Genomic DNA, 25698 nt, shown 5'->3' with positions numbered 1-25698 from the left:
AGTTCAATCGCCCAGCGGCAAACGCGGATCGTCGACCTTCAGCGTGTTCACGCTCTGCTTGATGCGGCGCAAATTCTCCAGCACCTTCGGGCCGCGCGTCTCGGCCACCGACGTGACGATCATGTCGACGATCGCCAGCAGCGCATAGCGCGACGATGTCGGCTTGTAGATGTTGCCGTCCTCGAGCGGCTGCAAATGGATGACGGTGTCGGCGGCCCTGGCCAATGCCGAGTCCGGCGCGGTGACGGCGACCGTTGTGGCGCCATATTGCTGCGCGACCTGCACCGCCTCGATGACCGACCGTGCATAGCCGGAAACCGAGAAGGCGACCAGCGTGGTGTCGGGCGTGGCCACGGCGGCGTACATGCGCTGCAATTGCCCGTCGATCTGCGCCAGCACCGGCAGGCCCAGCCTGAACAGCCGGTTCTGCATCTCGGTCGCCATCATCGAGGAAATGCCGCCGGAGCCGACACACAGCACGTCGCCTGACGTGGCAATGCGCGCGGCGACATCGACCAGCGTCGTCATGTCGAGGTTTTCGCTGGCGCGCTGGATGGCCGATATCGCCGCCTCGGTGATGGCCGATGCGATGCGCTGCTCACGGGCGTCGCGGCTCAGCGGCTCAGGCGACAGATACTGTCCGCCAATGGCGATCGCCTGCGCCAGGTAGAACTTGAAGTCGCGCAGGCCTTCGCAGCCGAGATTGCGGCAGAAGCGGGTCACCGTCGGCTCGCTGACGCCGACGCGCGCGGCGATCTCCGAGATCGCCGCCTTGGAGGCGAAATCGAGATCGGACAGGACCAGGCCCGCCAGCCGACGATCCGACTTGGTGCCGTCCTGCGACATCAGTTGCAACCGGGTGATGATGTCGGCCGGTGTCTTCATGCCGTTGTCTTCACGCTTGTGCTTTCATAGAGGCAGGCCCGTCGCCTTCTCGAAAAGATGGATGTTGCGCGGCTCGACCGAGACCGGCAGGCGGTCGCCCGGCTTCACCTGCATCCGGTCGCGGAAGACGACGCGCACCGTATCGCTGCCGATGGCGCCGTAGACATGGGTTTCGGAGCCCGTCGGCTCGACGACGTCCACCTTGATGGTCATCGCGTCGGCAGCTTCGCCGATGACAAAATGTTCGGGCCGGATGCCGGCCTCCACCGCACCGCCTGTCGGCACCTCTTTGCCGCCAAGCGCAAGCCTTCCGCCGCCGGTCGATTCGAACCAGCTGTTCGTGGCCGTCGTCTTGAGGGACCCGGAAACGAAACTCATCGACGGCGAGCCGAGAAAGCCGGCGACGAACTTGTTGGCCGGCCGGTCATAGAGCTCCAGTGGCGGTCCGACCTGCTGGATCCGGCCGCGATCCATCACCACGATGCGGTCGGCCATGGTCATGGCCTCGATCTGATCGTGGGTGACATAGACGACCGTCGATCTCAGTCTCTGGTGCAGCGCCTTGATCTCGGTGCGCATCTGCACCCGCAATTGCGCGTCGAGGTTGGATAGCGGTTCGTCGAACAGGAAGACCGAGGGTTCGCGCACGATGGCGCGGCCCATGGCGACGCGCTGGCGCTGACCGCCCGACAATTGCCGGGGGTAACGGTCGAGATAGGAGAACAGGTTGAGGACGCCGGATGCCTTCTTGACCTTGTCCTCGACCGCGGCGCGGCTCTCGCCGCGGATTTTCGGTCCGAAGCCGATATTGTCGGAGGCCTTGAGATGCGGAAACAGCGCATACGACTGGAAGACCATGGCGATGTTGCGCTGCTGCGGCGGCAGGTCGTTGGCGCGCACGCCGCCAATGACGAGATCGCCCGAGCTTATCGTTTCCAGTCCAGCCAGCATGCGCAGCAAGGTCGACTTGCCGCACCCGGACGGGCCGACCAGCACGACGAATTCGCCGCTCTCGATGTCGAGGTCGATGTTCTCGAGGATGCTGTGCTGGCCGAAGGATTTCGAAAGGTCGCGGAACTGGACGTCGGTCATGGTCACGCTCCCAATATGTCGTCGATGAACGGCAGGCAGCCGGCGGTCAGGCCGGCATCCACCGGCATCACCACGCCCGTTACGCCGGACGCCCGGTCGGAGGCAAGAAACGCCACGGCTTCCGCCACCTCCGAGGCATTGACGATGCGGCCGAGCGGATAGAGCCGCTGGAGCTTGCCGAGAATATCCGGGTTCTTGGCCAGGCGATGGTCCCAGGCGGCGGTACGGATCGATCCCGGACAGACGACATTGGCGCGAACGCCGCTGCGGCCGAGCTCGACGGCGATCGCCTTGGCATAGGCGTTGATACCGGCTTTGGCGGCGGCATAGGCGGGGTTGCCGAAATGGGCGATGGCGTTGACGGAAGAAATGAAGACGACGCTGCCCGACCCGCGCGCCGCCATCGCCTTGACCAGCGGGTCGGCAAAAGTCATCACGCCGGTCAGGTTGAGGTCGACTTCCTGCCCTATCCTGTCGGTCGTCAATGCGCCGAGCGTCTCCGCGCGCGTCCAGCCGGCATTGTTGATCAGGATGTCAGGCACGCCGTCCTTGTCGAGCACGGCCGCGATGGCTGCCTCGACTGAAACCCGGTCGAGAAGGTTGAAGACATGACGCGAGGCGAGGTGCGGGCTTGCCAGCGCCTCCTCCGATTGATCGCAGCCGATCACCCGCGCGCCTCTTCCGGCCAGCAGCGCGACGATCGCCGAGCCGAGGCCACCGCCGGCGCCCGTGACAACGACAGTGCGGCCTTCGAACTCGGCTTTCGAAACCACGGCGCTTGCTCCTCCGGCAGTTCGAGCAATTCCAGGAAAGTGTATATGGTTTTCCGTCCGGAATTGCGTCAAAACAAAGAGTTAGAATGGTTTTCCGTTTCCGTGAAACGGTGAACTGCTCTAGGCAGATGTCGGCAGGCTAGTGAATGGAATGTAATTAAGCAACACGATAATCTGCTTGCGTGCGGCCAGATCCTCGATAATGTAGGAAAGTCACATAATCCTGCGCCAACATCGGCGTGAGGAGCGCAAAAGCGCGGAACAAAATGGGAGAGATCGGATGAGCATTGCGAAATGGACTGTCGGCTTGATGGCCGGAATGAGCATGCTGGCCTTCGCGGCACAGGCGCAAGCCGGCGAGGTGCGCGTCACGGTCGCCGAATACAGCGCCAAGACCGGCCCTTACTTCGAGGAGGTCAAGAAGGAGTTCGAGGCAAAGAACCCCGGCATCACGGTCAAGTTCGAAGTGGTGCCGTGGGATGTGCTCTTGCAGAAGCTGACCACCGACATCACCGCCGGCACCAATGCGGATCTCTCGATCATCGGCACGCGCTGGCTGATCGACTTCGTGCAGCAGGACGTCGCCGAGCCGCTCGACAGCTACATCACGCCAGACTTCAAGGGCCGTTTCATCGACACGTTCCTGTCGCCTTCGATCATGGACGGCAAGACCTACGGCCTGCCGATCGCAGCTTCGGCGCGCGCCATGTATTACAACAAGGAGCTGTTCGAGAAGGCAGGCATCGCCAAGCCGCCGGCCAATTGGACCGAGCTGCAGGAGGACGCCCGCAAGATCAAGGCGCTGGGGTCCGGCACATTCGGCTTCGGCCTGCAGGGCAAGGAGATCGAGACCGACGTTTATTATTATTATGCGATGTGGTCATACGGCACCGAGATCCTCAACAAGGACGGCACATCGGGCTTGAGCACGCCTGGCGCGCTCGAAGCCGCCAAGCTCTACAAGTCAATGATCGACGAGGGCCTGACGGAGCCTGGCGTCACCTCCAACAACCGTGAGGACGTCCAGAACCTGTTCAAGCAGGGCAAGGTCGGCATGATGATCACCGCACCCTTCCTGTCCAACCAGATCAAGGAAGAGGCGCCGAGCCTGAAATACGGCGTGGCGGCTATACCCGCCGGCCCGACGGGCGCGCGCGGCACCTATGGCGTCACCGATTCCATCATCATGTTCAAGAACTCCAAGAACAAGGACGAGGCCTGGAAACTGCTCGACTTCCTGTTCACCACGGAACAGCGCGCCAAGTTCACGCAAGGCGAAGGCTTCCTGCCGGTGAACAAGGAAGAGGCCAAGATGGACTATTACGTCAACAATGCCGACCTCGCCGCCTTCACCGCGCTGTTGCCCGACGCCCGCTTCGCGCCGGTCATCCCCGGCTGGGAGGAGATCGCCCAGATCACGTCGGACGCGATCCAGAAGATATACCTCGGCGGCGACCCGGAGGCGGGTTTGAAGGATGCGGCGGCGAAGGCCAACGCCGTGCTGAAGAAATAGGGCGTATCTCCCTGCGCCCGTGGCGCGTCCCACTCAGGCGGGGCGCGCCACATCTTGCAGACTCGAGCAGAAAGATAGTTCATCGATATCAGCGCCGCCCCAGCCAGGCTCCTTTCCTCTCCCTCCGGAGGGGGAGAGGTGGCTCGGCGAAGCCGAGACGGAGTGGGGGAACCACCTGGCAAAGCCGCGACGGACATAGGAAGCGCAAGCATCGCCTCGCCTTGCGCCCAAGAGTCGACCCCCACTCCGTCGAGCTTCGCTCGACGCCTCTCCCCCGGTCGACGGGGGAGAGGAAAGGCCCCCTTCCGCAACTGCTGCGGAGGACGGGCAGGCAGGGGGCGCAGCGACGCTTGCAAGGAGTCCTGAAGCCGTGCCCCTGAGAAGAACGAGGCGGGATTAAGTCAATCTGTTAGGCCAGCGCAATCCAATCTCCACCCGCAACACGGTACAAACCAGCCGATGCAAAATCGTTTCCTGCCTTATCTGCTGACCTTGCCCAGCCTGTTCCTGGCGGCAATCGTGATCTTCTGGCCGGTCTGGGACCTGATCCAGATCGCCACGCATGACGTCAACCGTTTCGGCCAGCTGCGCGAATTCAGCGGTCTTGCCAATTTCGCCGCCCTCACCGCCGATCCCGATTTCGTCGCCGCACTGTGGCGCACGGGGATATGGACCGTGCTGGTGGTTGGCGGCGCGCTGCTTCTGTCGATCCCGGTCGCGATCATCCTCAACACCGATTTTTACGGCCGCGGCCTTGCCCGCGTCATCATCATGCTGCCCTGGGCGGTGTCGCTGACCATGACGGCGGTGGTCTGGCGCTGGGCGCTGAGCGGCGAAAGCGGCATGCTGAATTCGGCGCTGCTCGGCCTCGGCCTGATCGATCACAATGTCCAATGGCTGGCCAGCGCCGAGACGGCGTTCCCGATGCAGGTGCTGATCGGCATATTGGTGACGGTGCCGTTCACCACGACGATCTTCCTTGGCGGCCTGTCTTCGATTCCGGACGATCTCTACGAGGCCGCCGCGCTCGAAGGAGCGACGCCGGCACAGCAGTTCCGCGAAATCACCTTTCCGCTCCTGAAACCGTTCATCAACATCGCCATCGTGCTCAACACCATCTACGTCTTCAATTCCTTCCCGATCATCTGGGTAATGACGCAGGGCGGGCCGGCCAACTCGACCGACATCCTGGTCACTCACCTCTACAAGCTTGCCTTCCGCATCGGCAAACTGGGGGAGGCTTCCGCCGTGTCGCTGGTGATGTTCGCCATATTGCTGGTCTTCACCATGATCTATGTGCGCCTCGCCATGCGGGAGCAGCGCGTATGAGGAGCAAGCTGAAACGTACCGTCATCGCCTGGCTGCTGCTGGCGCCTTTGATCGTGGTGACGGTCTTCCCCTTCGCGGTGATGTTCCTGACCGCGGTCAAGCCGCGGCAGGAGGTGCTGTCGCCGACATGGTGGCCGAGCGAATTCCGCTGGTCGAATTTTGCCGACATGTGGGTGGCGACCGGCTTCGGCCGGGCGCTCGCCAATTCGCTCTATGTCTCGGTGATCGCCACCGTCGGGGCTATCCTGATCTCCGTGCCGGCGGCCTATGCCATGTCGCGCTTTCGTTTTGCCGGCTACAGCGCCTTCCGCCAGTTCCTGCTGATCTCGCAGATGATCTCGCCGATCGTGCTGGTGCTCGGCCTGTTCCGGTTGATGGCCGCCTGGGGGCTGGTCGAATCGACGACCGCGCTCGGCTTCATCTACATGGCCTTCAACGTCGCCTTCACCGTGTGGATGCTGCAGAGCTATTTCGACACCATCCCGCGCGATCTCGAGGAGGCGGCCTGGATGGAAGGCGCCGGCCGCTGGCTGACGCTGCGCAAAGTGTTTCTGCCGCTCTGCCTGCCGGCCATTGCCGTCACCGCCATCTTCACCTTCATCAACGCCTGGAACGAATTCGTCGTGGCGCTCACCATGCTGCGCAGCCAGGAGAGCTATACGCTGCCGATCCAGGTGTTCTCGCTGGTCGCCGGGCGCTACACCATCGAATGGCATCACGTCATGGCCGCCACGCTGCTGGCGACGTTGCCAGTGGCGATCCTGTTCATCTGGCTGCAGCGCTACCTCGTGCGGGGGCTGGCGCTCGGGGCCGTCAAATAGCAATTCCATTGAAAAAGTGTGTGGCGGTTTTCCGTCCGGAATTGCGAGAACGAAGAGTAACCTGTCCACGGAGCTTTCATGCGCATCTTCACCGCCTCGCTGGCGACGGAAACCAACACCTTTTCGCCGGTGCCGACCGACAGGGCATCGTTCGAGATGGCCTTCTATGCCGGGCCGGGCAAGCATCCGGAGACGCCGACGCTGTGCTCCTCGCCGATCGTCGCCCTGCGCCGGCGCGCGGCCGGCGAGGGGCTCGACGTCATCGAGGGCACCGCCACCTGGGCCGAACCCGGCGGCCTGGTGCAGCGGCAGACATACGAGGAGCTGCGCGACGAGATCCTCGCCCAGCTCACGGCGGCACTGCCGGTCGAAGCGGTTATCCTCGGACTGCACGGCGCAATGGTGGCGCAGGGCTATGACGATTGCGAAGGCGACCTTCTCGAACGCGTGCGCGGGATCGTCGGCCCGAAGGTGGTGATCGCCTGCGAGTTCGACCCGCACAGCCACCTGACGCCGAAGCGCGTGGCAGCGTGCGACGTCATGGCTTATTTCCTAGAATTCCCGCACACCGATTTCTACGAACGCGGCGAACATGTCGTCGAGCTTGGCCTCGCCGCGGCGCGTGGCGAGATCAAGCCCGTCATCTCGACCTTCGACTGCCGCATGATCCAGGTGCTGCCGACCAGCCGCGAACCGATGCGCTCCTTCGTCGACCGTATCAAGGCGCTGCACGGCAGGGACGGCGTGCTGTCGGTTTCGGTCATCCATGGCTTCATGGCGGCGGATGTGCCCGAAATGGGCACGCGTATCCTCGTCGTCACCGACAATGACAAGGCCAAGGGCGACGCGCTGGCCGAAACGCTGGGACGCGAGCTCTACGCGATGCGCCAAAAGACGGCGATGACGATGCTGAGCGCCGGCGATGGCATCGATCGGGCGCTGGCGGTGCACGCTGAAAAGCGCGGCAGGCCGGTGGTCATCGCCGACATCTGGGACAATCCGGGCGGCGGCGTGCCGGGTGACGGCACCATCGTGCTGCGGGAGCTTTTGGCCCGCGGCATCGACAATGTCGGCGTGGCGACGATCTGGGATCCGGTCGCCGTGACCTTCTGCCGGGCCGCGGGCGAGGGCGCCGTCATCGACCTGCGTTTCGGCGGCAAGGCCGGTCCCCAGGCCGGCGAGCCGATCGACGCCCGCGTCATGGTGCTGAAAGTTCTCGCCGAAGGTTGGCAGAGCTTCGGGCCGAGCCGGGTGACGCTCGGGCCCGCCGCGTTGATCCGCATCGAGGGCACCGAGGTCGACATCATCCTCAACACCAACCGCACGCAGACCTTCGAACCGGACATTTTTTCCAACATCGGCGTCGATCCGCTGGCCAAGGACATGCTGCTGATCAAATCGACCAACCATTTCTACGCCGGCTTCGAACCGATCGCCGCCGAGATCATCTATCTCTCGGCGCCGAGCGCGTATCCCAGCAATCCGGCGGTGACGGATTACAGGAAACTGAAGCGGGCGATCTGGCCAAGGGTGGCGGATCCGTGGAAGGACAAGGCTCCCCCTTCTTCCCTTGTGGGAGAAGGTGTCGCCGAAGGCGACGGATGAGGGGCGTTCCAGGGAACACCCACGCCTCACTCCGCTGGAACACCCCTCAACCGTCTCGGCGCTGCGCGCCGATCCACCTTCTCCCACAACAAGGGGAGAAGGGAAGGCTCGCCCTACACCAGCCCCCGCTTCACCATCATGGCTTCCGGCGACGGCATCTTGCCGCGAAACGCGGTGTAGAGTTCTTCCGGATCCTTCGAGCCGCCGGCGGCATAGATGTTCTTTCTCAGCCGCTCGGCCAGCGCGGGATTGAAGGGGTCGCCCGTCTCCTCGAAAGCGGCGAAGGCGTCGGCGTCGAGTACTTCCGACCACATGTAGGAATAGTAGCCGGCCGAATAGCCCTCGCCGGCAAAGACATGGCCGAAATGCGGCGTGCGGTGGCGCATCGCGATGGTGTCGGGCATGTCGAGTTTTTCGAGCGTTTCGGCCTCGAAACGAAGTGGCTCCTCAGGCGCGTCGGGCCTTGCATGGAAGGCCATGTCGATCAGCGCCGAGGCGGTGAATTCCACCGTGGCAAAGCCAGCCCCGAAAGTGCGTGCCGCCAGCATCTTGTCGAGCAGAGCCTTCGGCATCGGCTTGCCGGTCTTGACATGCAAAGCGTGCTTTTCCAGCACCGCCGGCACGGTCAGCCAGTGTTCGTAGAGCTGCGAGGGCAGTTCGACGAAATCGCGGCTGACGGAAGTGCCCGACACCGAAGGCCAGGTGACGTCGGTCAGCATGCCGTGCAGGGCATGGCCGAATTCATGGAACAAGGTCTTCGCCTCGTCCACCGACAGCAGCGCCGGCTCGCCCAGGGGCGGCTTGGCGAAATTCATGATGTTGTAGATGATCGGGCTCGCGCCGGGGCCCAGGCGGTAGCCTGATTTCAGTGCGCTCATCCAGGCCCCGGAGCGTTTCGACGGCCGCGCGAAATAGTCGGCCAGGAACAGGCCGCGCTCGCTGCCATCGGCATTCTTCACCACGAACACACGCGCGTCCGGATGCCAGGCGGCAATGCCTTTCCTCTCTTCGAAGGTGATGCCGAACAGTCTTGTCGCGACGTCGAAACAGGCATCGATGATCCGGTCGAGCTGGAGATAGGGCTTCAATTCCGCCTCGTCGAAGGCGAATTTCTCCGCGCGCAGCTTCTCCTGGTAGAAACGCCAATCCCAGGCGGCGAATTTTTCGTTGCTGCCGGCTTCCGCCGCCAGCCGTTCCAGCTCCTTTTGGTCGGCGGCGGCCTTTTCCAACGCCTTTTCCCAGACGGGATCGAGCAGGTCGTGCACCGCCTTGGGCGTCTTGGCCATGGTGTCGTCGAGCTTCAGCGCCGCGAAGGAGCCGTAGCCGAGCAGCTTCGCCTTCTCGGCGCGCAGCTTCAGCATGTCGCGCACCACGGCCGTATTGTCGGTCGCGCCGCCATTCTGGCCGCGCATGGTGAAGGCGCGGAAGGCGATCTCTCGCAAGTCGCGGCGCTCCGAGAAGGTCGAGAACGGCTCGTAGATCGAGCGCGACAAGGTGACGGCGTAGCGGCCTTTCTGGCCGCGCATCTCGGCGGCTTCGGCCATCGAGCTCTTCACGAAATCCGGCAGTCCGGCCAGGTCGGCCTCGTCCAGGAACAGCGCCCAGTCGCGCTCGTCGGCAAGCACGTTCTGGCCGAAGCCGGTGCCGAGCGACGACAGCTCCTCATTGATCCCTGCCAGCCGCTTCTTGCCCTCGGCGTCGAGTTTCGCGCCCGAGCGGACAAAAGCCTTCCAGGTCTTTTCCAGCACCCGCAGCGTCTCGGCATCGAGCTTGAGCGTCTCGCGGCGCCGGTAAAGGTCGTCGATGCGGGCAAAGAGCCTTTCATTCATCGAGATCGCCGAGAAATGCCTCGACATCCTTGGCGAGATGTCGCGCTCCAGCGCCTGGATGTCCTCGTTGGTGTGGGCCCCGGCACGGCACCAGAAGATCGACGAGACATGGTCGAGCGCTTCGCCGGCGAGCTCCAGGGCTTGAAGCGTGTTCTCGATGGTCGGCGTATCCTCGTTCGCGGCGATGGCCTCGATCTCGGCCTCATGCGCCTTCAGCGCCGCGTCGAAGACGGGTGCGAATTCATCGTCGCCAAATCGGGCGAAATCGGGCAGGCCGAGTGGCCCTTGCCACGTGGTCAGCGGATGGGCGGCGAGGTCGACGGCTTTCGTGGCGGGCATGGATTGTCTTTCGGGCTGGCAGGTCGGGAGGGGCTGAAATCACCGATGTAGGGCGCTCGTCCGGCGCGCGCAACAGCGCTGCCGGTCAGTAGGCTTCGCAGCTTTCCGCAAGCGCTTTCTGCGTGCTGGCCGTGATGCGGTCGCCCGCTATGGCGAAGGTCTCATGCATCAGCATGTCGTTGTCGGGGAAGTCGTAGCAGGCGATCACCGTGGTGACGCCGCCTTCGTTCTTCTCGATCCGGTGTCGGATCGCGGCACCAGCAACCGCACCTTTCCATTCGTCGAGCGCGGCGATGAACTCCTGCTTTCCCTGCACGATGCCGAGGTCGTCGAGTTCGATGCGCACATTGTCGGCGAGCAGGTCGGAAAGTTCGGTGCGGTCGGCGACCAGCAGGGCCGAATACCACCGGCTGATGATGGCGCCGTCATCGGCGCGGGCGGCCATGATCGCCATCAGCAGTGCGGCGGCGGTGAACATGACCGGCCGGATGTTCATTGCCTGGCGTGCCGTTTCGGTCACTCCAGCACCGGGCGCTCGAAATCGCCGGTTTCCTTGTTCATCACCCAGAGCTCGCCGGTCGAAATGTCGAACCAGGCACCGTGCAGCGACAGCCGCCCCTTGCCCTCAAGGATCGAGACGCAGGGAAAGGTCCTGAGATTGGCGAGGGAATAGCGGATCGAGATGCGCTCCAGCGCCGTCTGGCGCTCCGTCGCAGTCATGAAGGTGCTGGCCGACACGGTCTCGGCGGCCGGCGCGATCAGGCTCATCCATTTGCCGATGAAATCGCCCGGCGACAGTGGCGCGGAATTGGCGTCGAGCGCGGCACGGATACCGCCGCAGCGGCCATGGCCCATGACAACGATGTTCTTGACCTTGAGGCTCTGCACCGCGAATTCGAGCGCGGCCGAGGTCGAGTGGAACTCGCCGTCCGGCTCGTAAGGCGGCACCAGATTGCCGACATTGCGCAGCACGAAGAGTTCGCCGGGCCCTGCGTCGAAGATCGCCTCGGGAGCCGAGCGGGAATCGCAGCACGCGACGATCATGGTTTCCGGCGCTTGCCCCTCCCGGGCGAGCTCGCGATAGCGGCCGCTCTCGGTGAGATAGCGACCGTTCATGAAATTGCGGTAGCCGGCAAGAAGGTGGTCGGGAAGGTGAGGCATGGGCGGCTTTCCGGGTTGGAGGCGGCAGCTCGTTGCGGTCGAGAAAACGCTCTAGCGGTAAAAGCCCGTCGCGAGCAATGCAGAATTGTGGGGTTGGTGAGAAATGCCCTGCGTCAGGCGCAAAGCTGGGCAATGTTGTCACGCCCAGATGGCGACCGGTATGCCAAAGCCGTCGGTAAGTGGCGGGTCGGGAAACGGCCGTGCCGTGCAGGCGGCGATGCGGCCGGCGATCAGCATCATCGCCGCCGCATCGAGGAAATCGTCAGCGGCCGCACCGCGCGGCGGCGCCTGATCGAGGAAGTCTATGGCATAGCCGTGCCGGCTAAGCAGCGCCTTGCGTTCCGCCATGCCGGCCGGATTGATGCTGCCCTTGACCTTCTTCGGCAGCAGCATGGCCTGCCCGCCGTTGAGCCGACAGAAAGCCACTTCCGGATGCGATTCGAAGACGCGGCCACGCAGTTCGGGCCGCGAGATCAGCAACGTATCGATCTCGCGTATTTTGCCAAAGATGCCGAATGCCTGGATCGAAACGCCGCGCGGCGGATCGGATGTCGTCCTGGCCACGTCGCTCGCCCGGCGGTGCGCGGCGTACCAGGCTTCGATCGAAGTGAACTCGGCGGTATCGGCGTAGAGTGCCGCACGAGAGGGGATCGAGAAGACGCTGGATTGGCGTGGCCCGAGCAGCGACCTGACCTGCGCCTCCGGTCCGCGCCCGCCCTTGCTCGAAAATTCAGGCAGGCCGATCGGCATGTCGACGGCGACGATCGCGTCGTCGGGAACCGCAGCGAGCAGCATGGCGAAGCTGGCGAAAATTTCGACGGAGGGCAATGAGCCGGGTGCACGTCGAACGACGATCCAGCCGGCCTTGCAGCCGTCGACGCCGGCAACAACGACTTCGGCCGATGTCACGCGCGGCGGTCCCGCCCCGGATGCGTGAGATGGCGAAGCTGCACCATCGCCATCGGGTGCGACAGGCTCTGCGCATCGGTTTCGAGCTGCAATTCGTCGCCGCCGCGTTTGGCCGTGCGCGCCAGGATCTCGTAGACCGCCGCCGTCGTCGATTGCAGCGCCTTGATCGCCGGCTGGCCGGAGAGGATGCGCGCCAGGTAGACCGCCGCTGTCAGGTCGCCCAAACCGTTCGGCGGCTTGTCGATGACGCGGTGCTCGGCGAGCAGCGCCTGGCTGCCGTCGAGCAGAAGATTCCCGGTGCCGCCTGAAATCATCGACGGCGCCGAGGTGACCAGCATGGTTGAAGGCCCCGCATGGAGCGCCGCGGCCATCACCGACTTCAGGTCGGGCAACGGCACGCCGGCCATCCATTCCAGCTCATAGCGGTTAGGGGTAGCAATGTCGGCGATCGGCATCAGCCGGTCGCGCATGGCGATCGCCGTCGGCTCCGGCACATAGAGCCCGCCCGAATCGCCCATTACCGGATCGCAGATATAGACGGCGTCGGGCGTCCTCGCCTTGACCGCAGCGACCAGCGAGGCGACGGCTTCGGCCTGGCCGGCCTCGCCGAGATAGCCCGACAGCACCGCCCCGACCTCGCCCAGCCACGGCGCGCGCTCCAGATCGGCCATCAATGCCTTGAACTGATCGAGCGGCGGCACGATGCGGGTCGCGCGCCCATGGCCGGGATGCCAGGGCAGGAGGATTGTCGGCACCGCCCATACCGGGAAACCCAGCGATTCCAGCGCAAAGACGGCGGCGCGGTTGCCGACCGAACCGCGTGCGACATGGCTGGAAATGACGATGACCGCGCGCGGCGCGTCGGCTTGCTCGGTGCTCATTGGATTCCTAACTGCCCCGGGCGAGGAAAAGCACGAGCCAGACCATCAGGCCCAGCGCCAGCAGCAGCCCAATTATCCTGCCAATGCGCGTGCCCCAGACTTCGATCGGATCCGCGCGGTCGGCATCGGCCGCCGCGACGTGGTCGCGAACGGCCTTCGCGGTCCGCGCCGCGAGCGAAGTGGCGGCCGGATCGGTCTCGCGCGCGACGCGCTCGAGGATGCGGCGCGATTCGGTGTCGCTGTCCTGGCGCTGCGCCATGATGCTGTCCTGTTTCGTGGCGACCTTAGCGCGTTCGCCCCGTCAATTACAGCGCCTTGCGACCGACCGTGATCCCATCGACAACCGTCTGCGCCGAGGTCGTTTTCTTGTGCGCCGATTGTGGTAATGCTTCGCATGCAACTTCTACCGAGGGGACCGATCATGTTTGCCCAGCGCCTTGCTTTCCCGACATTCCGCACGCTGCCCGCCTTGCTGGTGATGGCCGTCATGCTGCCGCTGCTTGCCGGCTGCGGCTACAACACCATCCCGACGGCGGAGGAGAACGCCAAGGCGGCGTGGAGTGAGGTGCTGAACCAGTATCAACGCCGCGCCGACCTCATCCCCAACCTGGTCGAGACGGTCAAGGGCTACGCCTCGCACGAAAAGGACACGCTTGACGCGGTGGTCGAGGCGCGCGCCAAGGCGACGCAGGTCACGGTAACGCCAGAAACGTTGAAGGATCCCGAAGCCCTCAAGAGGTTCCAGGATGCCCAGGCAGGGCTGACCAGCGCGCTGTCGCGGCTGCTTGCTGTGTCGGAGGCATACCCGGACCTGAAGGCCAACCAGAACTTCCTGGCGCTGCAGGCGCAGCTCGAAGGTACCGAGAACCGCATCGCGGTGGCGCGGCGTGACTACATCCAGGCGGTCAGGGACTACAATCTGACGCTGCGGACCTTCCCCTCGGTGCTGTGGGCGACGTTCTGGTTCCGCGGCAACGAGCCCTTCGCCAATTTCACGGTCGAGGAGGACAAATTGCAGACGCCGAAGGTCGATTTCGGCACGAAACAGGGCGGATGATTGCCGGATTCCGACGTGGTGATCCTGCTCGCCAATGAGGGACGACGCGCCATGTATCGCGTCGCTGTCCTGCTCCTCGTTCTCGTGGTGCCATTTGCGGCCCTCGCCGCCGAGCTCCCGGCGCTGACCGGCCGTGTCGTCGACAATGCAGGCATCATCGATGCGGCGACCAGGGCGGCACTGACGCAGAAGCTTGCCGATTTCGAGACGAAGGGCTCCGATCAGATCGTCGTCGCCACCATTCCCAGTCTCGGCGGCGAGGAGATCGAGCCCTATGCCAACCGGCTGTACCGGTTCTGGAAACTCGGCCAGGCGAAGGAGAACAACGGCGTGCTGCTTCTGGTCGCGCCGAACGACCGCAAGATGCGCATCGAGGTCGGCTACGGGCTGGAAGGCACGCTGACCGACCTGCACACCAAGCTGATCATCGAAAACGACATGGTGCCGGCCTTCCGTGCCGGCGATTTCTCCGGCGGCATCACCAAGGCCGTCGACGACATGATCATGGTGCTCAACGGCAATCCCGAGGAGCTGGAAGCACGCGGCAAGCGCAACCAGCAGGCGCCGTTCAATTCCGACGATTTGTTCTTCGCCATCTTCATCGGCATCTGGGCGCTCATCTTCTTCGGCAGCATAGCGGCCTCGGTGTTGCCGCCGATCTTCGGCCAGAAGATCGGTCCCGGCCGTTACCGCTGGCTCGGCATGACGTTCGAGCCGAGCCGGCGATCGTCGGGTGGCGGCTGGTCGTCAGGTGGCGGCGGCTGGTCGGGCGGCGGCGGCTGGTCCTCGGGCGGTAGCGGCGGTGGTTTCTCCGGCGGTGGGGGCTCTTCCGGCGGCGGCGGCTCTTCTGGAAGCTGGTGAGAGGGATCATGGCGATACGACCGATCAGCCCGCAGGACCATGAGCGCATCGCCGGGGCGATCCGCGCCGCCGAATCAAGGACCGACGGCGAAATCTACTGCGTGGTGGCGCATGCCAGCGGCAACTACTTCTTTCCGGCTGCCTTCGTGGCGGCTCTCGCCACGCTGCTGGTCAGCCTCGCCGTCGCCTATGGGCTCGAGGCCTGGTGGCTCACCATCCGTCTGCCGCACTTCGTCATTGCCCAGCTTCTGGCGCTGGCCTGCTTTCTTTTGCTGTTATGGGCCTTTCCGGGGCTGCGCATCCATATGGTGCCGAGACGGCTGCGCTATCAGACCGCGCATGACAACGCACTGAAGCAGTTCCTGGCCCGCAACGTCCACCGCACGACCGCGCGCACCGGCGTGCTGGTGTTCGTCTCGGTCACCGAGCGCTACGCCGAGGTGGTCGCCGATTCAGGCATCGACGCCAAGGTCGGCCAGCATGTCTGGGATGATGTGGTGCGCGAGCTTACCGCACATGCCGGCGACGACCGGCTTGCCGACGGCTTCGTCAAGGCGATCCAATCGGTTGGAGCGGTGCTCGCCGAGCACTTCCCGGTGACGTCGGGCGACACCAACGAGCTCGACGATCATCTGGTCGAGATTTGAGCTCCACCGACAGCCTCGAACGCGCATTGCGCAGGCGATGACGGCCTGTGAGAAAGCGTCCTCCGGACTGCCCGGACTCTTGCATTCGAGCGATGCGGGTTTATGGTTAACAAATCATGAATACGCTGAGCATCGATATCCGCAAAGCCGAATCGCGCGACGCCGCGGCGATCGCCGACGTGCATTTGCAGGCTTGGCGCGGCGCCTATAGCGGCATCATCCCGCACCGCACCCTGACATCGATGATCAACCGTCGCGGCGCCGACTGGTGGGCCAATGCCATCCGTCGCGCCGCCACCGTCCTGGTGATCGAGATTGGCGGCACGGTTGCCGGCTACGCCACGATCGGCAAGAACCGGGCCCGCGAACTCAAGCAGCAGGGCGAGATCTATGAATTGTACCTTCGGCCGGAATATCAGGGCATCGGGCTCGGCAGCCGGCTTTTCAAGGCGGCACGGGCGCGGCTTGCCGACCACGGATTGAAGGGCACGGTGGTGTGGGCGCTGGAAGACAATCAGAACGCGCTCGCCTTCTATTCCGGCGCCGGCGGCCGCGATATCGCCGAAGGCGTCGAGATATTCGAGCAGAAGGCGCTGAAGAAGGTTGCTTTCGTCTGGGAATGACCGGCGAGGAACGATCGCGTAAGCGGCGCGAAGCGCAACCTACGCAATCACGACACTGAAACATCTTCTGCTAATGATTGAACGCATTGAATGCCATTGCGTCTTGCTGGGCGTTCTTGAGCACCATTCGCCACATTGCACCATTTTGCGCCGCCCGCTATCGGTCTGCCAATCGAGAGAGGGATAAGTCATGCGTATTGAAGCCATCGCCACCGGAAAGAATCCGCCCGAGGACGTCAACGTCATCATCGAGGTGCCGATCGGCGGCGAGCCGATCAAATACGAGATGGACAAGGAGGCCGGCACGCTGTTCGTCGACCGTTTCCTGCACACCTCGATGCGCTATCCCGGCAATTACGGCTTCGTTCCGCACACGCTGTCTGGCGACGGCGATCCGATCGACGTGCTGGTCTGCAACACGCGCGCGCTGGTGCCCGGCTGCGTCATCAATGTGCGGCCGATCGGCGTGCTGATCATGGAAGACAATGCCGGCCAGGACGAGAAGGTCATCGCCGTGCCGTCGCCGAAGCTGACGCTGCGTTACGAGAACGTCACCGAATACACGCAGCTGCCCGAGATCACCCGCGATCAGGTGCAGCACTTCTTCGAGCACTACAAGGATCTCGAACCCGGCAAATGGGTCAAGATCGAGGGCTGGCACGATTCCAAATATGCCAAGAAAATGATCGTCGACGCGATCGAGCGGGCCAAGGCAAGCAAGTAGGCCGGCCGGTCACCTCAGTTCGGCGCGGCCAGCGCCTTCCCGATCTGCGGCAACAGCAGCGTCTGAGCCGTCTCGGCCGTCAGCGGCCCGACATGCTTGTAGGCTATTTTGCCGTCCTTGCCGATGACGAAGGTTTCCGGCACGCCATAGACGCCCCAGTCGATCGCCGTGCGGCCGGCCTCGTCGACGCCGATCGCCTGGAACGGATTGCCGAGATCGCCGAGGAACCGGCGGGCGTTTTCCGGCCGGTCCTTGTAGTTCAGAGCCGCCATGGTGAAGCGCCTGTCCTGCGCCAGCCCCAAAAGCACCGGGTGCTCTTCGCGGCAAGGCGCGCACCATGAGGCGAAGACGTTGACCAGCGTCACCTTGCCGGCGAACGATTTCGAATCCAGCCCCGGCAGGTTCGTGCCGTCCAGCGGCGGCAGGTTGGTCGGCGGCGCCGGCAGGCCGATCAGCGCCGACGGCACCTCCGAAGTGTCGCGCCCCGACAGGAGCTGCGCCAGGAACAGCCCCGCCAGCCCGAGGAAGACCAGCAGCGGCAACAGCACGAACAGGCGGCGCCGGGCCGGCGCCGGCGTTGGCATATCCGTGCTCATGACACGCGCTCCCCGCCCTTGTCGGAGCGTCGGCGCACGCCCGCCGCCTCGAGTTCGGCCAGTTCGCGCTTGCGGGCCCGTTGATCGAGCAGGATCCAGCCGATCAGCCCGGCCAGCGCAATCGCCGTGACGGCATAGGCGGCGGTGACGTAGAGCGCATGCGGGCTCATGCCGGCTGCCTCGTCGGCATGCCGCCCGCCAATTCGATCCTTCCGCCGTGCTCGATCATGCCTTCCCTTAGCCCCGCGCCGGTGACCGCGCAATTGGCCGCCGCGCCGCAGCCCCTGCCGGTCGTGGCCGCCTCAATCCGTGCCATGGCGCAGCGCCAGCGCCGCCGCCAGCGGTCCGAGCACGGCAAGAAACAACGTCAGCGCGGCAAGAATGAGGAAAGGCTGCAGGAACGGATCGGGATTGGCCGTCGCGCCGTAACTCGCCGAAACCCCGAAGATCAGCACCGGGATGGTCAGCGGCAGCACCAGCACCGAGATCAGGAGTCCGCCGCGCGGCAGCGCCACCGCCACCGCCGCGCCGACGGCGCCGATGAAAGTGATCGCCGGCGTGCCGACCAGCAGCGTAAGCGCCGTGGCGCCGATGGCGACCGGCTCCATGTTCATGAACAGGCCGAGCAGGGGCGCGGCGACCACCAGCGGCAGCACGCTGCCCGCCCAATGGGCCAGGCATTTGGTGAGCACCGTCAGCGCCAGCATGTGGCGGTCGTTGCCAAGCACCAGGAGATCGAGCGAGCCGTCCTCGCGGTCGGCCTGGAACAACCGGTCGAGGCCGAGCAAGCAAGAGAGCAGTGCTCCGATCCACAGGATCGCCGGGCCGATGCGGGCTAGCAGTCTCAGGTCCGGCCCGACGCCGAAGGGAATGGTGGCGATCACGGCGAGGAAGAAGATCACGCCCGTCAGCGCCCCGCCGCCGGCCCGAATCGAAAGGCGGATATCGCGGAGGAGGAGGGCTAGCATGATATGAGATACTCGCGCTTGAGCGCCCCCCTCTGTCCTGCCGGACATCTCCCCCTCGAGGGGGGAGATTGGCAGCTTCGGTGGCGCGCCAATCTTTCAACCGTTGTAATTGGCGAAAGCCAAGCTGGCAGCCGATCTCCCCCCTCGAGGGGGAGATGTCCGGCAGGACAGAGGGGGGCGCCGTAGAGTGCCGTCATCAAAAGGCCTGCCCCATCCTCAACGTCTGCGCTCCCTCGATCCCGAGCGGCAGATGCGTTGCCGCGACGATCATCCCGCCCTCGGAACAATGCCCCCTCATCAATCCCGCGAATCGCGCCTCCGAATCCTTGTCCAGACCCGCCGTCGGCTCGTCGAGCAGCCAGATCGGTCGGTGGCTGACCAGCAGTTTCGCGATCGCCGCGCGTCGTCTTTGCCCGGTCGAGAGATAGCCGAACGGCAGATGGCCGATGCCGCCCAGTCCGACCGTCTCCAGCGCCTCCTCGACGCCGAAGGATCCACCGCCGTTGAAGTCGCGCCAGAAGCGCAGGTTTTCCGTCACGCTGAGCGCCGTTTTCATTGCGTTCTGATGGCCGAGATAGTGGCAGGCCGAAGCGATCGACGGAAATTCATCGCCGCCGCCCTCGATCAGCAAATTGCCTTCAGCCTTCGGCAGCAGTCCGGCGACGATCCTGAGCAAGGTCGATTTGCCTGATCCGTTCGGCCCGGTGACGACAAGCGCCTGGCCTTGATCGAGCTCAAACCCAATGCCCGAAAACACCGTCTCGCCGCCGCGTTCGCCGCCCAGATTTTCGGCGATAAGCCGCATCCCTCGCCCGCCCTGAAACAATCCGCCTCGGCCCCTGCCGCATCGCACAAATTTGCTTTTTAACTGTCTAGAACTATTCCAGAAAATTCTCTATATGCGGTGCATCCGTGCCAGCGGTCGGCGCGGGAACAGAACTAGCGCCGAACCAGCGCACGCGCCGCCTTGAACGGCTCGGGTTGCTTGGGAGCGGACAGCGGAAATGGCCGTACCCGCACCTTTGCGCGTGATTGCATGCCATCGGCGTCCGTTCCCTTTCAGGCTGAACAGACAAGGACGGATCGCACGTGTCAAAATCCCTCGACAGTTTCAATTGCCGCCGCACGCTGAAAGCGGGCGACGCCGAATATACCTATTTCGACCTCGTCGAGGCCGAGAAGAACGGGCTCACCGGCATCGCCCAATTGCCTTATTCGATGAAGGTTCTGCTGGAGAACCTTCTGCGCAACGAGGACGGCCGCTCCGTCACCAAGGACTCGATCAAGGCCGTCGCCGGCTGGCTGACCGACAAGGGGACGGCCGGCGTCGAGATTGCCTATCGCCCTGCCCGCGTCCTGATGCAGGATTTCACCGGCGTTCCGGCGGTGGTCGACCTGGCGGCGATGCGCGACGCCATGGCCTCGCTCGGCGGCGACCCGCAAAAGATCAACCCGCTGGTGCCGGTCGACCTCGTCATCGACCATTCCGTCATTGTCGACGAGTTCGGCTCGCCGATGGCCTTCGCGCGCAATGTCGAGCTCGAATATGAGCGCAACGAGGAACGCTACAAGTTCCTGAAATGGGGCCAGCAGGCGTTCCGCAATTTCCGCGTCGTGCCACCCGGTACCGGCATCTGCCATCAGGTCAACCTCGAATATCTCGGCCAGGTGGTGTGGACCAACACCGAGGACGGCGAAACATCAGCCTATCCCGACACCTGCGTCGGTACCGATTCGCACACCACCATGATCAACGGCCTCGGCGTACTCGGCTGGGGCGTCGGCGGCATCGAAGCCGAGGCGGCCATGCTCGGCCAGCCCGTCTCCATGCTTTTGCCCGAGGTCATCGGCTTCCGCCTCACCGGCAAGCTGAAGGAGGGCGTCACCGCCACCGACCTCGTGCTCACCGTCACCCAGATGCTGCGCAAGAAGGGCGTCGTCGGCAAGTTCGTCGAATTCTTCGGCCCCGGTCTCTCCAACATGACGCTGGCCGACCGCGCCACCATCGGCAATATGGCGCCTGAATATGGCGCCACCTGCGGCTTCTTCCCGGTCGATAGCGAGACCATCCGCTATCTCACAATGTCGGGCCGCGAGGAAAGCCGCATCGCGCTGGTCGAAGCCTACTCCAAGGCGCAAGGCATGTGGCGTGACGCAGGCTCCGCCGACCCGGTCTTCACCGACTTGCTGGAGCTCGATCTCGGCGACGTCGTGCCGTCGATGGCCGGCCCGAAGCGCCCAGAGGGCCGCGTCGCGCTGGAAGGCATCCCGGCCGGCTTCGTCAAGGCTATGGACACCGAATACAAGAAGGCGGCTGAAATCTCGAAGCGTTACGCCGTCGAAGGCACCGGCCATGATCTCGGCCATGGCGACGTCGTCATCGCCGCCATCACCTCCTGCACCAACACCTCGAACCCGAGCGTGCTGATCGGCGCCGGCCTGCTCGCCCGCAACGCCAATCGCCTCGGCCTCAAGCAGAAGCCCTGGGTGAAGACCTCGTTGGCGCCAGGCAGCCAGGTGGTCGCCGAATATCTCGAGAAATCCGGCCTGCAGAAGGAGCTCGACCAGATCGGCTTCAACCTGGTCGGCTTCGGCTGCACCACCTGCATCGGCAATTCCGGCCCGCTGCCGGCGCCGATCTCCAAGACCATCAACGATAAGGGTTTGATTGCCGCCGCGGTGCTTTCCGGCAACCGCAACTTCGAGGGCCGTGTCTCGCCCGACGTGCAGGCCAACTATCTCGCCTCGCCGCCGCTGGTCGTGGCGCACGCGCTGGCCGGCACGGTGACGAAAGACTTGACTACCGAGCCGCTCGGCGAGGACAGGAACGGCAAGCCGGTCTACCTCAAGGATATCTGGCCGAGCTCGGCGGAAATCCAGGAATTCATCGAGAAGAACGTGACGCGCGAGCTGTTCGCCCGCAAATATGCCGACGTCTTCAAGGGCGATGAGAACTGGCAGAACGTCAAGGCGCCGGAAGGCCAGACCTATGCCTGGGACGACAATTCCACCTATGTGCAGAACCCGCCCTATTTCGCCGGCATGACCACGGGCTTCGGCAAGATCGGCGACATCAAGGGCGCCCGCGTGCTGGGGTTGTTCGGCGACAAGATCACCACCGACCACATTTCGCCAGCGGGCTCGATCAAGGCCGCCTCGCCGGCCGGCAAATACCTTACCGAGCATGGCGTCGGCGTTGCCGACTTCAACCAGTACGGCACGCGCCGCGGCAACCATGAGGTGATGATGCGCGGCACCTTCGCCAACATCCGCATCCGCAACCACATGCTGGGCGAGAACGGCAGGGAAGGCGGCTACACCATCCATTACCCGTCGAAGGAAGAGGAATCGATCTACGACGCGGCGATGCAATACAAGAAGGAAGGCGTGCCGCTGGTCATCTTCGCCGGCGTCGAATACGGCAACGGCTCGTCGCGCGACTGGGCGGCCAAGGGAACGAATCTCCTTGGTGTCCGCGCGGTCATCGCCCAGTCCTTCGAGCGCATCCACCGCTCCAACCTGGTCGGCATGGGCGTCATCCCCTTCGTCTTCGAGGAAGGCACCTCATGGGCTTCGCTCAACCTGAAAGGGGATGAGCTGGTCGAGATCGACGGCCTGGACGCCCTCAAGCCGCGCCAGAAGATGGAAGCCAGGATCACCTATGGCGACGGCACGGTGAAGAAGGTGCCGATCATTTGCCGCATCGATACGCTTGACGAACTCGACTACTTCAAGAACGGCGGCATTTTGCAGTACGTGTTGCGCGATCTTGCCGCGTAGCGGCAAGGGAGTAGGGCTTAGGCAGTAATAGGACCTACTGCCTACTGCCTCGCTGTGGCGCGCCGTAGCGCGCCGCGGCGGCCAGCAGCACGCCCAGCATCAGCCCGTTGAGCAGGTGCCAGAGGAAGTGCGTGCCGAGCGGGAAGCTGGTGCAGACCAGCGGATCGACCATGCGGCAGATGACCGACAGCACGAAGATCGCCGATCCGGCCAGATTATACCAGCCGGCGCGATTGCCGCTGGCCGTCACCCAGACACCGAAGAAGGCGAGCGCCAGGAACGGCGGCAGGTAGCCTGTGGTGCCGTTCGACGCCTGGCGCAGCCAATCCGGCACGGCCAGAGTTATCGCTCCGACAACGGCATAGAAAACGACGAAGATCGCGATCGCCTTGCCCCATTCCAGGCGCAGGAAGCGGCGCAGGTTGAACAGCGTGTAGGCCAGCGTGAAGCCGGCGATCGGCACCACGTCGGCCCAGACCGTTCCCTTGGTGGCGAAGATGTGAAAGATCGTCGAGCCGACGCCGATCGCCACCACCCACCAGGCCAGGACCTCGGCGAAAATGCCGGTCCTGCATCGCCGCACTTCGCGGACGCCCCATAGTCCCGCGGCAATGAAAGCCAGGTTGGTCAAAGCATTCACCGGCTCGGCCCAAAGTTCAGGACCCGTTCGCTCGCAATAAAGATCGACTGGAGCCAGGAAACTTTGCCACATGATGATGATCCCGCCCCCGAATCGAACCGCCGGTTGAAATGCAGTGGGCTTCTCATATTGCCGCCCTACCCAGGCTTGCAATGGCAAAATTTCACCGCAACGTGACTTCCCGTTGACTTCCGGTTCTGCCACATATTTCAGCCAATCAAAACAAAGCCGGCATCACCGGCGGGAATTGGAATGGTCATGGCCTCGCGTAGATCATTGTGGCTGGCAGCGTTCGCGCTGGCCTTTTCGGCGTTTGCCGGTGCTGGGCACGCCGGCGAGTCCGGCAGGCTCCCGGCCGACAAGCCCCAGGGCGACAGGCCCGTGGGCGTGGTCGAGCTGTTCACCAGCCAAGGCTGCAGTTCCTGTCCGCCTGCCGACGCCTTCTTCTCCGAACTTGCCGCCAGGCAGGATCTCGTCGCGCTCTCCTATCACGTCGGCTACTGGGATTATCTCGGCTGGCGGGACACGCTGAGCAGCAAGGAAAACACCGAGCGGCAATATGAGTATATGCGGGCCTTCGGCAACCGCTCAGTCTATACGCCGCAGGCGGTCATCAACGGCCGGGTCCATGTCAACGGCGCCAATCGCGGCGAGGTCGATGGCCAACTCGCCCGCATGGCAAGGATCGGCGAAGACATGCGGGTCGCCATCAAGGTCAGCCGGACCAGCGACCGCGTCATGATCGATACCGGCGATGGCGGGACCGGTCCCAGCGATGCCCATGTCGTCATCGTCTATTTCGAGCCGCCGCAGACGGTGACGATCGGCCAGGGCGAGAACACGGGCCGCAAGATGACCTATTGGAACGCGGTGACCGGCATCCAGACAGCGGGCATCTGGCACGGCAAGGCGCAGCGCTACGAATTGCCGATGAGTGAGATTTCCAAGAAGGGCGGCTGCGCCGTGCTTTTGCAGTCCGTCGGCAAGGACGGCCTGCCAGGGCCCATCCTGGGCGCCGCCTTCATTCACCGCCCCGGTTCCGATGCGCCGTTCGATCGAAGGCTCTGAAGCGCGCCGCCGAAAACGGAAATGATGCGACGCGCTGTCGGTCTCCATTCATGCCTGTCGGCCAAACGGAATCGCGTTTGAGTGACCTGCCTCAATGGCCGGTCAGGCGATCAGCGAAAGCGGCGAGGCGCGACGTCCGCCCCAGGCCGTTTGCCTCCCGCCGGTCGGCGATGCGGTAGAGCTGGTACATGGCGTGGACGCCGAGCCAGCGCAGCGGCTCCGGCTCCCATTTCTTCACCGTGCGGTTGACCCAAGGCAACCGGGTCAGCTCCGTGTCGTGTCCGAGCACCAGGTCGCGCAAGGTGCGGCCGGACAGGTTCGAACTGGAAACGCCGAGCCCGACATAGCCGCCGGCCCAGCCCATGCCGCTTTCGCGATCGAAGCCGCACGTCGTGCACCAGTCGCGCGGCACGCCGAGCGTGCCGCACCAGGCATGGTCGAGCCGCACGCCTTTGGTCTGCGGCAGCAGCCTGGTCAGGATCTCGTGCAGCTGGTCGATGGTCGCCTGTTGTGTCTTGCCGCGCGTGTCGGTGCGCGATCCGAAGCGGTAGGGCACGCCCCGGCCGCCCATGGCGATCCGGCCTTCCCGCGTGCGCTGCGCATAGCAGTAGGTATGCGCGGCATCGCCCAGCACCTCGTAGCCGCTCCAGCCGATTTCGTCCCAGAGCTTCTGCGGCAGCTTCTCGGTCACCACGATGGCGCTGTTCAGCGGCAGCCAGAGACGCTCGTAGCCGGCAATGCCGGCGGTGAAGCCCTCGGTGGCGCGCACGATCTTTTCGGCGCGCACGACGCCGCGGTCGGTGGTGACCTTGCCCTTCTCGAGCGCCAGCACCTGCGTCTGCTCGTAGATCGGAACGCCGAGCCGCGCGACCGCCGCCGCCAGACCCTGCACCAGCTTGGCCGGCTGCACGCGCGCGACGTCGCGCACGACGAAGGCGCCCAATACATTGTCGATGGCGATGCGCTCGCGCGCTTCCTGCGCACCGAGGAAGGCCAACCGCTCCGGCGGCATTTCCCAGTGCCGGGCCTCTTCGTACTCGGCTTTGGCGCGCTCAAGCTGCGCGGCGTTGGTGGCGACGGTGATGTTGTCGACGCGGCGGATGTCGGCGTCGATCCCTTCGGCAGCGGCAATCGCGATCACCTCGTCGACCGTGCCGGACATGGCGCGCTGCATGTCGATCACCGCCCCGCGCGAGGAGGTTTTTGCATATTTCTCGCGCGACCAGCTGAAGCCGCCGGACAGCCATCCGCCATTGCGGCCCGAGGCACCGAAGCCGGCGAACTCCTTTTCGACGATGGCGATGCGCAACGCGGGCTCCGCCTTCTTCAGATAGTAGGCCGTCCACAGTCCGGTATAGCCGGCGCCGACGATGCAGACATCGGCCTCGATGTCGCCGGGCAGGGGCGGGCGGCTGGCCGGCGGGCCGCCTATGTCGGCATACCAGAACGACACGTCGCCATTGCGCTGGGCTTGCATCTTGTGATCCGTTCTCCGTGCGATTCCAGAAAAGTGTGGAGCGGTTTCCCGTCCGGAACTGCGTTCAAAACCAAGAGAGGAGGCGGCCCCGTCGTTTTCCATGGAACGGCGAGGTCGCTC

Annotated in this window: 27 protein-coding genes; 11 read left to right on the top strand and 16 right to left on the bottom strand. The window is 64.3% G+C overall.

Annotated elements, in window-relative coordinates:
* Window positions 1-3: 3 nt before the first annotated feature.
* Genes FJ443_RS02930 through FJ443_RS02920 form a run of 3 tightly spaced genes read right to left on the bottom strand, consistent with a single transcriptional unit; the run spans window position 4 to window position 2750 of the window.
* Complete coding sequence (locus FJ443_RS02930) at window positions 4-885, bottom strand: MurR/RpiR family transcriptional regulator (protein ID WP_140662694.1); 882 nt, start codon at window positions 883-885, stop codon at window positions 4-6.
* 24 nt (window positions 886-909) lie between these two features.
* On the bottom strand, window positions 910-1977 hold the full coding sequence (ugpC, locus tag FJ443_RS02925; RefSeq protein ID WP_140524624.1) for a sn-glycerol-3-phosphate ABC transporter ATP-binding protein UgpC: 1068 nt from the start codon (window positions 1975-1977) through the stop codon (window positions 910-912).
* A gap of 2 nt (window positions 1978-1979) precedes the next feature.
* Entirely contained in the window at window positions 1980-2750 is a 771-nt protein-coding gene (locus tag FJ443_RS02920) for an SDR family oxidoreductase (RefSeq protein ID WP_140492506.1), read from the bottom strand.
* Between the two features lie 280 nt (window positions 2751-3030).
* Between FJ443_RS02920 and FJ443_RS02915 the strand changes: the two genes are divergently transcribed.
* The 4 genes from FJ443_RS02915 (at window position 3031) to FJ443_RS02900 (ending at window position 8018) form a co-directional block, all read left to right on the top strand.
* Entirely contained in the window at window positions 3031-4263 is a 1233-nt protein-coding gene (locus FJ443_RS02915; RefSeq protein ID WP_140492503.1) for a sugar ABC transporter substrate-binding protein, read from the top strand.
* 459 nt (window positions 4264-4722) lie between these two features.
* Complete coding sequence (locus tag FJ443_RS02910) at window positions 4723-5592, top strand: sugar ABC transporter permease (protein ID WP_140554801.1); 870 nt, start codon at window positions 4723-4725, stop codon at window positions 5590-5592.
* Window positions 5589-6413 (top strand): carbohydrate ABC transporter permease, encoded by an 825-nt coding sequence (locus FJ443_RS02905; RefSeq protein ID WP_140580200.1) that lies wholly within the window; start codon window positions 5589-5591, stop codon window positions 6411-6413. Before FJ443_RS02910 ends, FJ443_RS02905 begins: the two co-directional genes overlap by 4 nt.
* Before the next feature lie 78 nt (window positions 6414-6491).
* Window positions 6492-8018 carry a M81 family metallopeptidase gene (locus tag FJ443_RS02900; protein WP_140492494.1) on the top strand — a complete coding sequence of 509 codons (1527 nt, stop codon included), beginning with the start codon at window positions 6492-6494 and terminating at the stop codon, window positions 8016-8018.
* 113 nt (window positions 8019-8131) lie between these two features.
* Here the strand turns inward: FJ443_RS02900 and FJ443_RS02895 are convergent, their stop codons facing one another.
* From FJ443_RS02895 to FJ443_RS02870, 6 genes are all read right to left on the bottom strand, one after another.
* Window positions 8132-10186 (bottom strand): M3 family metallopeptidase, encoded by a 2055-nt coding sequence (locus FJ443_RS02895; protein ID WP_140662692.1) that lies wholly within the window; start codon window positions 10184-10186, stop codon window positions 8132-8134.
* 85 nt (window positions 10187-10271) lie between these two features.
* Entirely contained in the window at window positions 10272-10682 is a 411-nt protein-coding gene (locus FJ443_RS02890; RefSeq protein ID WP_181169588.1) for a nuclear transport factor 2 family protein, read from the bottom strand.
* A 20-nt stretch (window positions 10683-10702) separates the two neighbouring features.
* Window positions 10703-11347 (bottom strand): carbonic anhydrase, encoded by a 645-nt coding sequence (locus FJ443_RS02885; protein WP_140492485.1) that lies wholly within the window; start codon window positions 11345-11347, stop codon window positions 10703-10705.
* A gap of 138 nt (window positions 11348-11485) precedes the next feature.
* Window positions 11486-12256, bottom strand: coding sequence for a DUF429 domain-containing protein (locus FJ443_RS02880; protein WP_140524621.1), 771 nt, complete (start codon window positions 12254-12256; stop codon window positions 11486-11488).
* The gene (gene pdxY / locus FJ443_RS02875) at window positions 12253-13137 is read right to left on the bottom strand and encodes a pyridoxal kinase PdxY (RefSeq protein ID WP_140559231.1); all 885 of its coding nucleotides are present in this window, start codon (window positions 13135-13137) and stop codon (window positions 12253-12255) included. Before pdxY ends, FJ443_RS02880 begins: the two co-directional genes overlap by 4 nt.
* 7 nt (window positions 13138-13144) lie before the next feature.
* Complete coding sequence (locus tag FJ443_RS02870) at window positions 13145-13396, bottom strand: hypothetical protein (protein WP_140524617.1); 252 nt, start codon at window positions 13394-13396, stop codon at window positions 13145-13147.
* Between the two features lie 162 nt (window positions 13397-13558).
* Between FJ443_RS02870 and FJ443_RS02865 the strand changes: the two genes are divergently transcribed.
* From FJ443_RS02865 to ppa, 5 genes are all read left to right on the top strand, one after another.
* Window positions 13559-14194 carry a LemA family protein gene (locus tag FJ443_RS02865; RefSeq protein WP_140514006.1) on the top strand — a complete coding sequence of 212 codons (636 nt, stop codon included), beginning with the start codon at window positions 13559-13561 and terminating at the stop codon, window positions 14192-14194.
* A gap of 51 nt (window positions 14195-14245) precedes the next feature.
* Entirely contained in the window at window positions 14246-15055 is an 810-nt protein-coding gene (locus FJ443_RS02860; protein WP_181165206.1) for a YgcG family protein, read from the top strand.
* Between the two features lie 8 nt (window positions 15056-15063).
* On the top strand, window positions 15064-15702 hold the full coding sequence (locus FJ443_RS02855) for a TPM domain-containing protein (RefSeq protein WP_140524615.1): 639 nt from the start codon (window positions 15064-15066) through the stop codon (window positions 15700-15702).
* Window positions 15703-15818: 116 nt separating this feature from the next.
* Complete coding sequence (locus tag FJ443_RS02850) at window positions 15819-16325, top strand: GNAT family N-acetyltransferase (protein ID WP_140492466.1); 507 nt, start codon at window positions 15819-15821, stop codon at window positions 16323-16325.
* Window positions 16326-16515: 190 nt separating this feature from the next.
* Window positions 16516-17049, top strand: a complete 534-nt coding sequence (gene ppa / locus FJ443_RS02845) for an inorganic diphosphatase (RefSeq protein WP_140492463.1) — start codon at window positions 16516-16518, stop codon at window positions 17047-17049.
* Window positions 17050-17063: 14 nt separating this feature from the next.
* On the opposite strand, the gene FJ443_RS02840 is transcribed toward ppa, so the two are convergent.
* The 5 genes from FJ443_RS02840 to ccmA form a co-directional block, all read right to left on the bottom strand.
* A complete protein-coding gene (locus FJ443_RS02840) occupies window positions 17064-17645 on the bottom strand; it encodes a DsbE family thiol:disulfide interchange protein (RefSeq protein ID WP_140662690.1) in 582 nt (193 codons plus the stop codon).
* Entirely contained in the window at window positions 17642-17815 is a 174-nt protein-coding gene (gene ccmD / locus FJ443_RS02835) for a heme exporter protein CcmD (protein WP_140492264.1), read from the bottom strand. The genes FJ443_RS02840 and ccmD overlap by 4 nt, the downstream gene beginning before the upstream one ends.
* On the bottom strand, window positions 17812-17961 hold the full coding sequence (locus FJ443_RS31050; RefSeq protein ID WP_181167271.1) for a hypothetical protein: 150 nt from the start codon (window positions 17959-17961) through the stop codon (window positions 17812-17814). The genes ccmD and FJ443_RS31050 overlap by 4 nt, the downstream gene beginning before the upstream one ends.
* Window positions 17948-18613, bottom strand: coding sequence for a heme exporter protein CcmB (gene ccmB / locus FJ443_RS02830; RefSeq protein WP_140492261.1), 666 nt, complete (start codon window positions 18611-18613; stop codon window positions 17948-17950). The genes FJ443_RS31050 and ccmB overlap by 14 nt, the downstream gene beginning before the upstream one ends.
* Before the next feature lie 196 nt (window positions 18614-18809).
* Window positions 18810-19418, bottom strand: coding sequence for a heme ABC exporter ATP-binding protein CcmA (gene ccmA / locus FJ443_RS02825; RefSeq protein WP_140563915.1), 609 nt, complete (start codon window positions 19416-19418; stop codon window positions 18810-18812).
* A gap of 284 nt (window positions 19419-19702) precedes the next feature.
* Here ccmA and acnA point away from each other — a divergent pair, with 284 nt between their 5' ends.
* On the top strand, window positions 19703-22393 hold the full coding sequence (gene acnA / locus FJ443_RS02820) for an aconitate hydratase AcnA (RefSeq protein ID WP_140524606.1): 2691 nt from the start codon (window positions 19703-19705) through the stop codon (window positions 22391-22393).
* A 34-nt stretch (window positions 22394-22427) separates the two neighbouring features.
* Here the strand turns inward: acnA and FJ443_RS02815 are convergent, their stop codons facing one another.
* A complete protein-coding gene (locus tag FJ443_RS02815) occupies window positions 22428-23105 on the bottom strand; it encodes a ceramidase domain-containing protein (protein ID WP_140559230.1) in 678 nt (225 codons plus the stop codon).
* A gap of 180 nt (window positions 23106-23285) precedes the next feature.
* On the opposite strand from FJ443_RS02815, the gene FJ443_RS02810 reads away from it, so the two are divergent.
* Window positions 23286-24101, top strand: coding sequence for a thioredoxin family protein (locus FJ443_RS02810; RefSeq protein WP_140524602.1), 816 nt, complete (start codon window positions 23286-23288; stop codon window positions 24099-24101).
* A gap of 91 nt (window positions 24102-24192) precedes the next feature.
* Here FJ443_RS02810 and FJ443_RS02805 read toward each other — a convergent pair whose 3' ends face one another.
* Window positions 24193-25578 (bottom strand): FAD-binding oxidoreductase, encoded by a 1386-nt coding sequence (locus FJ443_RS02805; RefSeq protein ID WP_140554793.1) that lies wholly within the window; start codon window positions 25576-25578, stop codon window positions 24193-24195.
* Window positions 25579-25698: the final 120 nt, after the last annotated feature.

Origin of the sequence: Mesorhizobium sp. B2-6-1 (assembly GCF_006440475.1) — a bacterium.
Taxonomy (GTDB): domain Bacteria; phylum Pseudomonadota; class Alphaproteobacteria; order Rhizobiales; family Rhizobiaceae; genus Mesorhizobium.
Note: the sequence above shows the minus strand (reverse complement) of the source record. Positions and strands in the feature narration are given on the sequence as shown.